The organism is Corynebacterium sp. HMSC06C06, from assembly GCF_001807295.1.
Lineage (GTDB): Bacteria > Actinomycetota > Actinomycetes > Mycobacteriales > Mycobacteriaceae > Corynebacterium > Corynebacterium striatum.
The window spans coordinates 67,185-79,362 of record NZ_KV788505.1 but is presented as its reverse complement, the minus strand read 5'-3'; the positions used below and the strand labels follow the sequence as shown (position 1 = coordinate 79,362).

The following is a 12,178-nucleotide window of genomic DNA, read 5'->3' as shown; positions in this document are numbered from 1 at the left end:
TGCTAGATTCTTTTCCAGTTACTTTATATTCGAAAAGGGAGTTATAGCCCAATGATCGACGAGATCCAGCTCGAAGCAGAAGAGCACATGACCGCTTCGGTGGAGCACACCCGCGAGCAGCTGATCACCATCCGTACCGGTCGCGCAAACCCAGCAATGTTCAATGGCCTTGTTGCCGAGTACTACGGTGCGCCGACCCCGATTACGCAGATGGCAACCATCTCGGTTCCAGAACCACGCATGATGCTCATCAAGCCTTACGAGCAGTCCATGATCCACGAGATCGAGAACGCAATCCGTAACTCGGATCTCGGCGTTAACCCGACCAACGACGGTCAGGTTTTGCGCGTCACCATTCCACAGCTGACCGAAGAGCGTCGCCGCGACCTCGTGAAGCAGGCCAAGGGCAAGGGCGAAGACGGAAAGATTGCTATCCGCAACATTCGCCGCAAGGCCATGGACCAGTTGAAGAAGCTGCAGAAGGACGGCGACGCCGGCGAGGACGAAGTCGTTGCAGCCGAAAAGGAAATGGAAAAGACCACCGCTGGTTACATCGACCAGGTGGACAAGCTCGTTGCCAACAAGGAAAACGAGCTGATGGAGGTCTAAGCACCTCGAACCTGGCCGCCGGGCGCTATCAGCTCGGCGGCGCTTTTTTGTGAGTATCCCATCTTCCTGTGGAAGGAGCGCGCGTGACTAGCGAGTCGAATCGTCGTCTGCCCAAGCCCAAGAACGGCGCCGGCCGCAACCTGCCCGCAGCAGTGGGCGTGGGAGTGGGCCTCGGTGCGCTCGTAGTCCTTGCTGTGTGGCTAGGACCCTTCGCGTGGTACCTCGTCGTGGCGGGAGCTGTGGCAGTGGCTATGTGGGAGGTCCTCACGCGCCTGCGCGAGCACTCTTTCTTCATTCCGCGCACCCTGCTTATCATCCTTGGCCAAGCCATGGTATGGATTTCGTGGCCGCTCGGCGCCCCTGGCCTCGTGGCGGTCTACGTCGTGGCTGTGTTGGCTTTGATGTTCGGGAGGCTGTTCCACAACGGACGCCATCGCCCGCCAATCAACTATCTGCGCGACATGTCCGTGGGGCTGTTCGTATTGACCTGGATTCCGCTCTTCGCCACGTTTGCGGCGATGCTGTCTCGCGTGGAGACTCCGTTTGCGTCAGGCGCGGCGTCGATTGTCGCGTTCATGCTGTGCGTGGTGGCTTCCGATACCGGCGGCTATGTGGCAGGTGTGATGTTTGGCGCGCACCCGATGGCGCCTGCAGTCAGCCCCAAGAAGTCCTGGGAGGGCTTCCTCGGCTCCGTCATCTTCGGCGTCATAACAGGCGCACTCAGCGTCAAGCTCCTTCTGCATCATGACGCCTGGGTAGGCGCAATCATGGGCTTGGGCCTTGTCTTCTGCGCAACGCTCGGCGACTTGGTGGAGTCCCAGTTCAAGCGCGAGCTTGGCATCAAAGATATGTCCCAAATTCTGCCCGGTCATGGTGGACTCATGGACCGCTTGGACGGAATGCTTCCCTCAGCCATGGTGACGTGGGTGGCTGTGAACTTCCTTGCAAACTTCCACGGTTTTTAGAATTCACCCCGAAGCCCAAAAACAAATATTCTCCCTACCGCACAAGCGAAGAAGCTTGAGGGCAGGGAGATTCGTTGTTTTAGCGGTGTTGCTTGGCTTGCTTGCGTACCTGGCGGCGCAGCTCGAACATGCGCCACATGCCGACGAGGGCCATGATGAGCGCGCCTGCAATAGCAAAGATGAGGTATGCAATGCCAGCAGGGAATTCACCGGACCAGTTGAGGAAGTTCATCGGCACCTTCTGCTGATTCTGCAGGATAAACACAATGAGCACGATGAGCAGCAGGAATCCCACGATCAGCGCAACCCAGGTGCTGGCTGCAAAGGAGCCCTTGACCTTGGCGTCTTTACTCGAGGAATACGTAGTCTCAACCTCAGAGTGCGTTGCCGGGGCAGTCTCCGTCACGTAATCACTGGTGTGCTCGGCAGCGGCGGTGGGCTCATTGGCGGGAAATTCTTGATTTGTCATATAACCATTTAATCCTGTGGGCTGTCGGTTACGCCACTTTAGGCCGGTCTCAATTGGGTAAAAGTGCTGAAAACGTGGAAAAATGGGCGGAACCATGGCTGAACCTTTGAAACTTAATTTCTCCGCCCCTCGGCGCGGTTTGCCGCCGAAGCATTTTGCGGATCTGACTCAGGACGAGCGCATCGCTGCGCTCGCCGAACTTGGCCTGCCCAAGTTCCGTGCCAACCAACTAGCCAAGCACTACTACGTACACCGCACCGCAGACGTCGAAGAGATGACTGACATCCCAGCGAATAAGCGTGCCGAATTGCAGGAACGGCTTTTCCCAACTCTTATGGAACCCATCCGTCAGACCTCCACTGACGACGGGGAGACTACGAAGTCGCTGTGGCGCCTGCACGACGGCACCATGCTGGAGTCGGTGCTCATGCGGTACCCGGGCCGCGCCACGCTGTGCATTTCCTCCCAGGCCGGCTGCGGTATGGCATGCCCGTTCTGTGCCACCGGCCAGGGTGGCCTTGATCGCAACCTCTCCACAGCTGAGATCGTCGAGCAGTTCCGCCTCGCTGCCAAGCTCATGGAGGACGAGGGCGGCCGCTTGACCAACGTCGTATTCATGGGCATGGGTGAACCGCTGGCTAACTACAAGCGCGTTGTGCACGCAGTGCGCCAGATTACCGGCCAAGACCTGGAAGGCTTCGGCCTTTCCCAGCGCAACGTCACTGTGTCTACTGTTGGCTTGGCACCAGCAATTCGCAAGCTTGCCGACGAAGACCTGTCCTGCACCCTGGCAGTATCGTTGCACACCCCGGACGACGAACTCCGTGACTCGCTCGTGCCAGTCAACAACCGCTGGCCGGTAGAGGAGGTGCTGGATGCTGCCCGCTACTACGCCGACAAGTCCGGCCGCCGCGTCTCCATTGAGTACGCGCTTATCCGTGACAAGAACGATCAGGACTTCCGCGCAGACATGCTCGGCCAGAAGCTGCACCGCGCGCTTGGCTCCAAGGTCCACGTGAATGTCATTCCGCTGAACCCTACGCCGGGTTCCGAGTGGGACGCCGCGCCAAAGGCTCGCCAGGACGAGTTCGTCCGCCGCGTCATTGCTCAAGGCGTGCCGTGCACCGTTCGCGACACCAAGGGCGACGAGATTGCCGCCGCCTGTGGCCAGCTGGCTGCCGACGAACGCGAGTCTGCCTAAGCATTCAGGCACTAGCGCGCGCCTAGCCGTCCCAGCGCATGTTCCCGCCCCTCAAACACAAAACAAAGCCCCCTCGTCCCAAAGGACAAGGGGGCTTTGTGGTCCTAAGACTTAGCGAACAGCCTTACGCGCGGTGCCGCGCTCGACGCGCAGGTGGGAAACGCGGGAAGGCTCGATGTTCAGGGCACGCAGCTCGCCGTCGTTAAGCTCAGCGTAGGCGCCGGAAACCGTCTTCTGGTCGTATACCCAGTCCGGCTCAACGTGGCCAACAGGCTGGTTGCGAGCGGTAACAGTGCGAACCTGGGAGAGATTCGGGCGAAGTGCGAAGAGCACCAAGCCGAGAGCAATGACGATAGCCAGTGCAGCGAGCCACACGGTCTCAACGTGTCCCTTGTGGTTACCGAAGTTGTAAGCAACCAGGAAGATCACGGAAATCCAGCCGGCGATCTGAACGCCAGAGCGGCTGATGCGGGACCAACCAAAACCTGCGGACGGGACGTCCTCAGTGGAAACGCCGTCGAAAACCTGCGGTGCCGGCTTGTGGGAAGACACTTGCTCTCCTTTGCGTGTACATGGCGCACTCTGCGCGCGCGCATGAAATGCCATTTATTCTGTGTAGTAGTTTAAATCATCCTCGCCGCGTTAGCGAAGAAACACCCCCGGCAATTTCGTTCACGCAATTACTGGCCCACCCGCTAGGGTTGGAGAGGTGAGTACACAGCGCATTCTTATTCTCGGATCCACGGGCTCCATCGGCACCCAGGCACTGGAAGTTATCGCCGATAACCCGGATAAATTTACCGTCGTAGGCATTGCCGCCGGCGGTTCAAATCCGCAGCTGGTCATCGAGCAAGCGCAGAACCTCAACCTTTCGTTTGACCACGTTGCCGTGGCGAATGAGCAGGCCGCGCACCAGGTCTCGGAAGCCCTTGGCGGACAGGTTCGCTCCGGTGCAGATGCCGCAGAACAGCTTGTGCGCTCCATCGAAGCAGACAAGGTGCTCAATGCACTAGTTGGCTCGATGGGCTTGCGCTCCACGATTGCGACGCTGGAAAAGGGGGAGTACCTCGCATTAGCGAATAAGGAATCCCTCGTCGCGGGTGGTCACATCGTGACTCAGCTGGCTAAGCCGGGGCAGATTATCCCCGTCGATTCCGAGCACTCTGCCATGGCGCAATGCCTGCGCGCGGGTGAGGACGTAGAGCTCGGCAAGCTCGTCCTCACCGCATCCGGCGGTCCTTTCCGTGGCTGGTCCCGCGAAGAGATGTGGGACGTTACTCCGCAGCAGGCCGCGCAGCACCCCACCTGGTCTATGGGGCAGATGAACACGCTTAACTCCGCCACCCTCATTAATAAGGGCCTAGAACTCATCGAGGCGACGCTGCTCTTCGATATCGAGCCCGAGCGCATCGACGTCACAGTACATCCACAGTCCATCGTTCACTCGATGGCCACCTTCACCGATGGTTGCACGATTGCGCAGGCATCGCCGCCCTCGATGAAGCTGCCGATTTCGTTGGCGCTGGATTGGCCACATCGCGTCCCCGGTGCGCAGCCATCACTGGACTTCTCCCAGGCTCATGACTGGCGCTTTGAGCCGCTTGACGACGTCGCCTTCCCCGCCGTCCAGCTCGCCCGTGAGGCCGCAGCTGCCGGCGGCACGCACCCAGCCGTGTACAACGCCGCCAATGAGGAGGCTGCCGCAGCCTTCTTGTCTGGCCGCATTCATTTCCCAGAAATCGTTGATGTGGTTGGGCAGGTGTTAGGGGAAGCCTCCCAGTTTGCTCGTGTACCCTCAAGCGTCGATGAAGTAATCGCCGTCGAAGGCGAGGCCCGCCGGCGCGCAAATGTGCTGGTGGATTCTTTGGCTCAATAGAAAGCTTTCACCACCATGGCAAACATCCTGGGCATTTTCCTGTTCGCCCTAGGAATCGGCATTACCGTTGCCTTACACGAGGCGGGACACATGTTTAGTGCCCGTGCTTTTGGCATGCGCGTGCGCCGTTTCTACATTGGTTTTGGCCCTAAGATTGCGGCGTTTACCCGCGGTCACACCGAGTATGGTCTGGCCGCGTTTCCCGTGGGTGGATTCTGCGACATCGCTGGAATGACTGCTCAGGATGATTTCCTCACCGAGGAAGAAGAGCCTTATGCGATGTATAAGAAGCCCGCGTGGCAGCGCGTCATCGTGATGGTCGGCGGCATCGCCGTGAACCTTCTTCTGGGCTTTATCATCTTGCTGCTCATTGCCATGACTACCGGCCTTCCTAACCCAGACGCTGACGTGCGCCCGCGCGTGGGCGAAGTTGTGTGCTCCGCTGACCAGAACCTGCAGGGTGAGCTCGAGAAGTGCCAAGGTAAGGGTCCAGCTGGTGAAGCGGGCGTGGAAGTGGGCGACATTGTTCTCGCGATCGACGGCAAGCCGCTGGAGAGCTTCACCCAGCTGCGCGAGGAAGTCATGGCGCGGCCAGGGGAGACGGTCCAGTTGCGCGTCGAGCGCGATGGTGCTGTGCAGAACTTCGACGTCACACTCGATAAGGTCAAGCGCCTCAACAGTGAGGGCAAGCTTGTCGACGCCGGATCCATCGGCCTGAGCAACCAAGTCATCGATATCGTCGAGAAGCACGACTTCATCGGCGCTTTCCCTGCAACAGCGCGCTACACCACGTACGTTCTGGACGCCACTGTTGGCGGCATCATTCAATTCCCAGCGAAAATTCCTGGGGTGGTGGCGTCCATCTTTGGCCACGAGCGTGACGTCAATGGCCCGATGTCTGTGGTCGGCGCTTCCCGCGTGGGCGGTGAGCTCGTCGCGCGTAGTTTGTGGTCGACCTTCTTCATGATGCTGGCGACGCTGAATTTCTTCCTCGCTTTGTTCAACCTCATCCCGCTGCCTCCTTTTGATGGCGGTCACATTGCGGTGATTTTCTACGAGAAAATTCGGGATGGTATCCGCAGACTTATGGGCAAGGAGCCGAAAGGACCAGCCGATTACACTGCGCTAATGCCGGTAACTTATGTCATCGCGGCCCTCTTGATGACTGTTGGTGCGCTCATCATCGTGGCCGACGTGGTCAACCCGATTCGCCTCTTCGGCTAGGAGCCAGGGCGGGGGAATTTTGACGCTCGGTGCTAGAGTGGGGACGTTAAGCCCCCATCTAATTCCATGCTTTAACAAGGAGCGCATATGTCGAACCCCATCGGTCTCGGTATCCCGGACGGCCCACCACCAACCTTGGCTCCGCGTCGCAAAACCCGTCAGCTTTTCGTGGGCCCAGTCGGTGTAGGTTCCGAGCACCCGATTTCGGTGCAGTCGATGACCACCACCAAGACCCACGACATTAACGCCACCCTGCAGCAGATTGCACAGCTGACGGCCACCGGCTGCGACATCGTTCGTGTCGCTTGCCCAAAGCCTGTCGATGCCGAGGCACTTCCGGCCATCGCCAAGAAGTCTCCGATCCCGGTTATCGCTGATATCCACTTCCAGCCGAAGTACATCTTCCAGGCTATCGACGCTGGCTGCGCCGCTATCCGCGTGAACCCAGGCAACATCAAGGAGTTCGATGGCCGCGTCAAGGAGGTTGCTAAGGCAGCCGGCGACGCTGGCATCCCGATCCGTATCGGTGTCAACGGCGGCTCCTTGGATAAGCGACTGCTGGAGAAGTATGGCAAGGCCACCCCTGAAGCTCTCGTTGAGTCCGCTATCTGGGAGGCTGGACTCTTCGAGGAGCACGGCTTCGGCGACATTGCCATCTCCGTAAAGCACTCTGACCCAGTCCTGATGGTTGAGGCTTACCGCCAACTGGCTGCAAAGACTGACTACCCGCTGCACCTCGGTGTGACCGAGGCTGGCCCTAAGTTCATGGGCACCATCAAGTCCTCCGTTGCCTTCGGTGCACTGCTGGCCGAGGGCATCGGCGACACCATCCGTGTTTCTCTCTCCGCTGATCCGGTTGAGGAAATCAAGGTCGGTGACCAGATCCTGCAGTCTCTCAACTTGCGTCCGCGCAAGCTGGAGATCGTCTCCTGCCCGTCCTGTGGCCGCGCTCAGGTCGACGTTTACAAGCTAGCCGAGGAAGTAACCGCAGGCCTCGAGGGCATGGAGTTCCCGCTCCGTGTCGCCGTCATGGGTTGCGTTGTTAACGGCCCAGGCGAGGCTCGCGACGCCGACCTCGGTGTTGCATCCGGTAATGGTAAGGGCCAGATCTTCGTTAAAGGCGAAGTGGTCAAGACCGTGCCCGAGTCGCAGATCGTGGAGACTCTTATCGAGGAAGCAATGCGTATCGCCGACGAGCAGGGCCTGGAGGCTGTCGAAGGCGCCAAGGCTGAGGTTCGCGTGACCCGCTAGTATCGCTGCCATAAATTCACAGTTTTGTCCGCCCCGCACTCCGGTGTGGGGCGGACTTTTTGTGTCTCTAGGCTGCTACGATGCCCAACCATGAAGAAGATGGTGGCGCTGTTGTGTGTGGCTTCGGTAGGGGCGTCGTCGCTTGTGGCGTGCACGCCCAAGCCCGTCTCGGCGGAGCCGGTTGCGGAAGAATTCATTTCAGAAATGGAATCCCGCAACAACGAGGCATTGGCGGAACTTGTCGATGACCCCGATGCCACCACATCGACGCTCGACGCTACCTTCTCCGGTCTGCAGGCCGAAGGACTCGACATCGAGCTGGGCGAGGTAACACAGGACGAGACGCATGCCACCGCGAAGTACAAGGTGACGTGGGACCTTCCGAAGGACCGCACGCTCAGTTACGACACTGAGATGACCTTGACCAAAAAGGACAAAGACTGGCAGGTACGTTGGCAGCCGAGCTTGGTGCATCCGAACCTCGGAGCCCACCAGCACCTGGAGCTGCGTGCGATTGCGGCAAAACGTGCGAGCGTGGTGTCCTCCGATGGAGTGGAGTTGATGTCGCCCGGCCTGCAGTATCGCTTGGTGGTCAATACCACTGAGGTGGGAGACGTGCGTCCATTAGCTGCCAAGATATCCAGCGCTCTGGGCGAAGCACATACCCAGGATGACTCAGTGCCGGAGAAAGAAGCCGGCGAGTTGGCGAAAGAGCTGGAGAAAGTTGAAGGCGACTACTCCGTGGTGATGCTCAATGAAAAGCAGGTAGAAGCAGTGCGTGCCCGCCTTGGTGAGCCGCAAGGGGTTCGCTTCAACGAAGAGCCAGCGTTGATTACACGGGAGACTGGTTTGGCGCCCGACATTTTGGCGCGTGTGCGGTCCTTGGTGTCAGATGAGATTGATGGCAAGTCCGGATGGTCTGTGTCCGTGGTTAACGAAAATGGTGCGGCGCTTAGCGACGTCGAGCTCCACGAGCCGGAGGCATCCCCTTCGATCCGCGTTAGCTTGGATTACAACGTTCAGCGCGCGGCGCAGGAGGCTGTGAACCTGCGCGCCGACTCGGAGGCGATGCTGGTTGCCATTCGCCCCTCTAACGGAGAGATTTTGGCGGTTGCGCAGACCGAGCGCGCCGATGAGAAAGGTGATATCGCGTTGCAGGGCCAGTTCCCGCCGGGCTCGGTATTTAAGATCATCACGGCTTCGGCGGCTGTGGACAAACAGGGTGCGACTGCTGACACTATTGTTCCGTGCCCAGGCACGATGAACCTTTACGGCCGAACCGTAACCAACTACAACGGCTTTTCGCTGGGATCGGTGCCGATGCGTCAGGCGTTCGCGCAGTCGTGCAACACGACCTTCGCTGAAGTTTCTACGAATCTGAAGGAAGGCGAGCTGAAGAATACGGGCAAGGAGTTTGGGCTTGGGCTCGACTACGAGATCCCTGGTCTGACCACCATTACAGGCTCCATCCCGGAGGGCAAGACTCCGTTGGACCGTACTGAGTCCGGCTATGGACAGGGCACCGACCTTGTCAGCCCCTTTGGAATGGCGCTGGTTTCGGCTACTGTCGCTGCGGGTAAGACCCCGCTTCCTACACTGATCTCAACGCATAAGACGAAGGCCTCAGAAGAGGTGCAGCCGCCTTCCTCACATGTCCTCGACAATATTCGAGAGATGATGCGCGCAGTTGTTACGGGCGGTACCGCAGCCGGAATGCAGGCTGGCGGCACGATTTACGGCAAGACCGGTGAGGCGGAGATCAATGGTGGTTCGCACGCATGGTTTACCGGCTACCGTGACGACGACATCGCCTTCGCAACTCTGGTGGTATTGGGCGGAGGCTCTGAGACCTCAGTGCAAGTGACAGATAACTTCTTGCAGAAGCTCGATAGCTATCGAGCACAGGGACATCCTGCTGCGCCTACAGGGCAAGAAGGCTAGCTCACAACTGAGAGGTCTGGTTAGCGGCCACGTGGGGGAGGGGACTACCATGGTCAACCATGAGTAATCGCGCAAAACTAACCCCCCAAAAGCCCACCCCAATCCGCACCGTTCCAGACTCTATCGAGCGCCCGGAGTACGTGTGGAAGGACTCCGTCCAGGAAGCAATGGGTGAGCCTTTTGTCCAGACCCCTGAGGTCATTGAGGCCATGCGCGAGGCATCCAAGATTGCGGCTAACGCGCTGCAGGAGGCCGGTAAGGCTGTGGCGCCCGGCGTGACCACAGATGAGATTGACCGCATCGCGCACGAGTACATGCTGGACCATGGTGCATACCCATCCACGCTGGGCTACATGGGTTTTCCGAAGTCCTGCTGTATTTCTTTGAATGAAATCATCTGCCACGGTATTCCGGACACCACCGTGATTGAGGACGGAGACATCGTCAACATTGACGTCACTGCGTTCAAGAATGGTGTACACGGCGATACTAATGCGACCTTCCTGGCCGGGAACGTCTCTGAGGAGCACAAACTTCTGGTTGAGCGTACCCACGAGGCAATGATGCGCGGCATTAAGGCGGCAAAGCCGGGCCGTGAGGTTAATGTCATCGGCCGTGTTATTGAGTCTTACGCCAACCGCTTCGGCTACAACGTTGTGCGCGACTTCACCGGCCATGGTGTTGGCCCCACCTTCCACAACGGCTTGGTTGTCTTGCACTACGATTCCACGACCTACCGCGACATCCTAGAACCAGGAATGACCTTGACCATTGAGCCGATGATCAACCTGGGCTCGTTGGACTACGAGATCTGGGACAACGATTGGACCGTTCAGAACGTCGATGGCAAGTTCACGGCTCAGTTCGAGCACACCCTTGTGATAACTAACGATGGTGCCGAGATCCTAACTTTGCCGGACGAAGCCTAAGGCGACAGGCCTAAGCAAAAGAATAGGGCGCGCCTCTGTGTAAGGAGGAGCGCCCTATTACTCATTGTGGCATTGGTCGATGGGCTTTCTGCCATCAATATGAAAAAGCTCTAGAAACTTCTACCGAGAACTAGGGGAGGAACCGGAGAAAGAGGACTCAGCAGAAGCCACAGCGGTACGGCCGAATGCTACGGCGATCGCAGTTGGTCGAGGAGAAACCATTTCTCAAGTGGTGAAACTATTAGCCGGAAAGTTTCCTGGCAAGACGAATGTGGATTTGGCCACGGTCAATGCTTGCCTTACCAGTCCAGTCCCAGGAGGGCATTTTCAGTCACTTCAGGTAGCGCGGGGTGGATCCAGTACTGCTTACGCGTGAAATCGCGCATGTCAAGGCCGTATACCATTGCTGTGATGAGCTGCTGGATGAGTGTCGAAGCCTGCGGGCCCATGTAATGGGCTCCTAGGAGGCGTCCAGTTTTCCTGTCGGCCACCAGTTTGCAAATCCCCGTGGAGTCTTCCATAGCCCAACCGTATGCAACGTCGCCGTAGTTTTGGACCTTGACAGTAACGTCGAAGCCTTGCTCGCGTGCGTCTGCTTCAGTGAGACCTACAGAGGCGATTTGCGGATGGGTGAAAACTGCGGCTGGAACGAAATCATGTGGCATCTTCTGCAGATCCTCAGGATGTAGGAGATTGTGCTGCACTGCACGGGTTTCGGCGTTGGCCACATGCTTGAGCATGTAGGGGGAGGAGACGTCGCCAAGCGCCCAAACGCCCGCGACCGAAGTACGGCCGTACTCGTCAACCTTGATACGTCCGTCTTCGCGCACCTCAATGCCTGCCGTGTCCAAGCCTAGGAGGTCTGCATTTGGTTTGCGGCCAGTCGCCACGAGGATAGCTTCAGCCTCTACGGTAGATCCGTCGTCGAGAGACAAGGACACGCCACTGTCGTTTTGGGTCAGCTGTGTACCGTTCGCGATACGCACGTCGAAGCGTTCGCGTGCAATCTCGTTGAACCGAGAAACGATGTCCTCATCCAAATGACGAAGCAGCTTCTCCGAGCGGTTGACCACCGTAACCTTGGTGCCCAGTCCGTCAAACACGTGCGCAAACTCCATCGCAATGTAACCGCCGCCCACGATAATTAGGCTCTTTGGCTGTTTAGGCATCCGCATGATGTCTTCATTGGTGTAGTACTTAACACCGGATTCTGCATATACCTCAGGAATGGTGGGGCGGGAACCCGCGGCGATGACGATTTGATCGCCCGTGATGACGTCATCCCCAACCGCAATGGTCTTCGGGCCAACGAAAGTTGCGTGCTTGTCGAACACCGTAATGTTGGGGGTCTCGTCGCCACGGCGATAAGCCTCGCCGCCCTCCGCGATCTTGTCGATGCGATTGACAAAGACTCGCTCGATGATGGACTGCCAGTCGACGTTGTTTACCTGGGCGTCAATTCCGAGGCGCTGACCTTCCTTGGCGGCGTATGCAAGGTCTGCTGCGTAGACGTACATCTTGGTGGGGATACAGCCTACGTTAAGACAAGTTCCGCCAAAGGTGCCTTCCTCAACGATGGCTATCTTTTTGTTCTCGAAATCCTCGGATGGAATCGAGTTTCCTGAACCAGTTCCGATGATGATCAGATCGAAATGTTCTGCTTGTGCGTTCTGCGGCGTTGTCGTAGACATAGTTCTCCTTATTTATAGGGGG

At 58.3% G+C, this 12,178-nt stretch carries 11 protein-coding genes; 8 read left to right on the top strand and 3 right to left on the bottom strand.

Going from position 1 to position 12,178, the window contains the following annotated elements; translation table 11 throughout:
* Positions 1–51 precede the first annotated feature (51 nt).
* Together frr and HMPREF3153_RS09015 are read left to right on the top strand one after the other, a co-directional pair.
* On the top strand, positions 52–609 hold the full coding sequence (frr, locus tag HMPREF3153_RS09020; protein ID WP_005528913.1) for a ribosome recycling factor: 558 nt from the start codon (positions 52–54) through the stop codon (positions 607–609).
* Between the two features lie 83 nt (positions 610–692).
* Positions 693–1,574 (top strand): phosphatidate cytidylyltransferase, encoded by an 882-nt coding sequence (locus HMPREF3153_RS09015; RefSeq protein ID WP_181814987.1) that lies wholly within the window; start codon positions 693–695, stop codon positions 1,572–1,574.
* A gap of 79 nt (positions 1,575–1,653) precedes the next feature.
* Here HMPREF3153_RS09015 and HMPREF3153_RS09010 read toward each other — a convergent pair whose 3' ends face one another.
* A complete protein-coding gene (locus HMPREF3153_RS09010; protein ID WP_046645286.1) occupies positions 1,654–2,043 on the bottom strand; it encodes a LapA family protein in 390 nt (129 codons plus the stop codon).
* A 94-nt stretch (positions 2,044–2,137) separates the two neighbouring features.
* On the opposite strand from HMPREF3153_RS09010, the gene rlmN reads away from it, so the two are divergent.
* Positions 2,138–3,244, top strand: coding sequence for a dual-specificity RNA methyltransferase RlmN (gene rlmN, locus HMPREF3153_RS09005; protein ID WP_046645405.1), 1,107 nt, complete (start codon positions 2,138–2,140; stop codon positions 3,242–3,244).
* A 111-nt stretch (positions 3,245–3,355) separates the two neighbouring features.
* On the opposite strand, the gene HMPREF3153_RS09000 is transcribed toward rlmN, so the two are convergent.
* On the bottom strand, positions 3,356–3,796 hold the full coding sequence (locus HMPREF3153_RS09000) for a DUF2631 domain-containing protein (RefSeq protein ID WP_070420617.1): 441 nt from the start codon (positions 3,794–3,796) through the stop codon (positions 3,356–3,358).
* Between the two features lie 157 nt (positions 3,797–3,953).
* On the opposite strand from HMPREF3153_RS09000, the gene dxr reads away from it, so the two are divergent.
* The 5 genes from dxr (at position 3,954) to map (ending at position 10,465) form a co-directional block, all read left to right on the top strand.
* Positions 3,954–5,120 (top strand): 1-deoxy-D-xylulose-5-phosphate reductoisomerase, encoded by a 1,167-nt coding sequence (gene dxr, locus HMPREF3153_RS08995; protein WP_070420616.1) that lies wholly within the window; start codon positions 3,954–3,956, stop codon positions 5,118–5,120.
* 15 nt (positions 5,121–5,135) lie between these two features.
* Entirely contained in the window at positions 5,136–6,344 is a 1,209-nt protein-coding gene (locus HMPREF3153_RS08990) for a M50 family metallopeptidase (RefSeq protein ID WP_046645289.1), read from the top strand.
* An 87-nt stretch (positions 6,345–6,431) separates the two neighbouring features.
* Entirely contained in the window at positions 6,432–7,595 is a 1,164-nt protein-coding gene (ispG, locus tag HMPREF3153_RS08985; RefSeq protein ID WP_046645290.1) for a flavodoxin-dependent (E)-4-hydroxy-3-methylbut-2-enyl-diphosphate synthase, read from the top strand.
* Positions 7,596–7,685: 90 nt separating this feature from the next.
* Complete coding sequence (locus tag HMPREF3153_RS08980; RefSeq protein WP_070420615.1) at positions 7,686–9,536, top strand: penicillin-binding transpeptidase domain-containing protein; 1,851 nt, start codon at positions 7,686–7,688, stop codon at positions 9,534–9,536.
* Between the two features lie 59 nt (positions 9,537–9,595).
* Positions 9,596–10,465 carry a type I methionyl aminopeptidase gene (map, locus tag HMPREF3153_RS08975; RefSeq protein WP_005528933.1) on the top strand — a complete coding sequence of 290 codons (870 nt, stop codon included), beginning with the start codon at positions 9,596–9,598 and terminating at the stop codon, positions 10,463–10,465.
* A 299-nt stretch (positions 10,466–10,764) separates the two neighbouring features.
* Here the strand turns inward: map and mtr are convergent, their stop codons facing one another.
* On the bottom strand, positions 10,765–12,156 hold the full coding sequence (gene mtr / locus HMPREF3153_RS08970; RefSeq protein ID WP_070420614.1) for a mycothione reductase: 1,392 nt from the start codon (positions 12,154–12,156) through the stop codon (positions 10,765–10,767).
* Positions 12,157–12,178: the final 22 nt, after the last annotated feature.

What these genes read in the sequence shown, in the direction of transcription:
- mtr (WP_070420614.1), bottom strand. Translation starts at nt 12,156, where the DNA reads ATGTCTACGACAACGCCGCAGAACGCACAAGCAGAACATTTCGATCTG.
- HMPREF3153_RS08990 (WP_046645289.1), top strand. Translation starts at nt 5,136, where the DNA reads ATGGCAAACATCCTGGGCATTTTCCTGTTCGCCCTAGGAATCGGCATT.
- HMPREF3153_RS09010 (WP_046645286.1), bottom strand. Translation starts at nt 2,043, where the DNA reads ATGACAAATCAAGAATTTCCCGCCAATGAGCCCACCGCCGCTGCCGAG.
- HMPREF3153_RS08980 (WP_070420615.1), top strand. Translation starts at nt 7,686, where the DNA reads ATGAAGAAGATGGTGGCGCTGTTGTGTGTGGCTTCGGTAGGGGCGTCG.
- map (WP_005528933.1), top strand. Translation starts at nt 9,596, where the DNA reads ATGAGTAATCGCGCAAAACTAACCCCCCAAAAGCCCACCCCAATCCGC.
- rlmN (WP_046645405.1), top strand. Translation starts at nt 2,138, where the DNA reads ATGGCTGAACCTTTGAAACTTAATTTCTCCGCCCCTCGGCGCGGTTTG.
- ispG (WP_046645290.1), top strand. Translation starts at nt 6,432, where the DNA reads ATGTCGAACCCCATCGGTCTCGGTATCCCGGACGGCCCACCACCAACC.
- frr (WP_005528913.1), top strand. Translation starts at nt 52, where the DNA reads ATGATCGACGAGATCCAGCTCGAAGCAGAAGAGCACATGACCGCTTCG.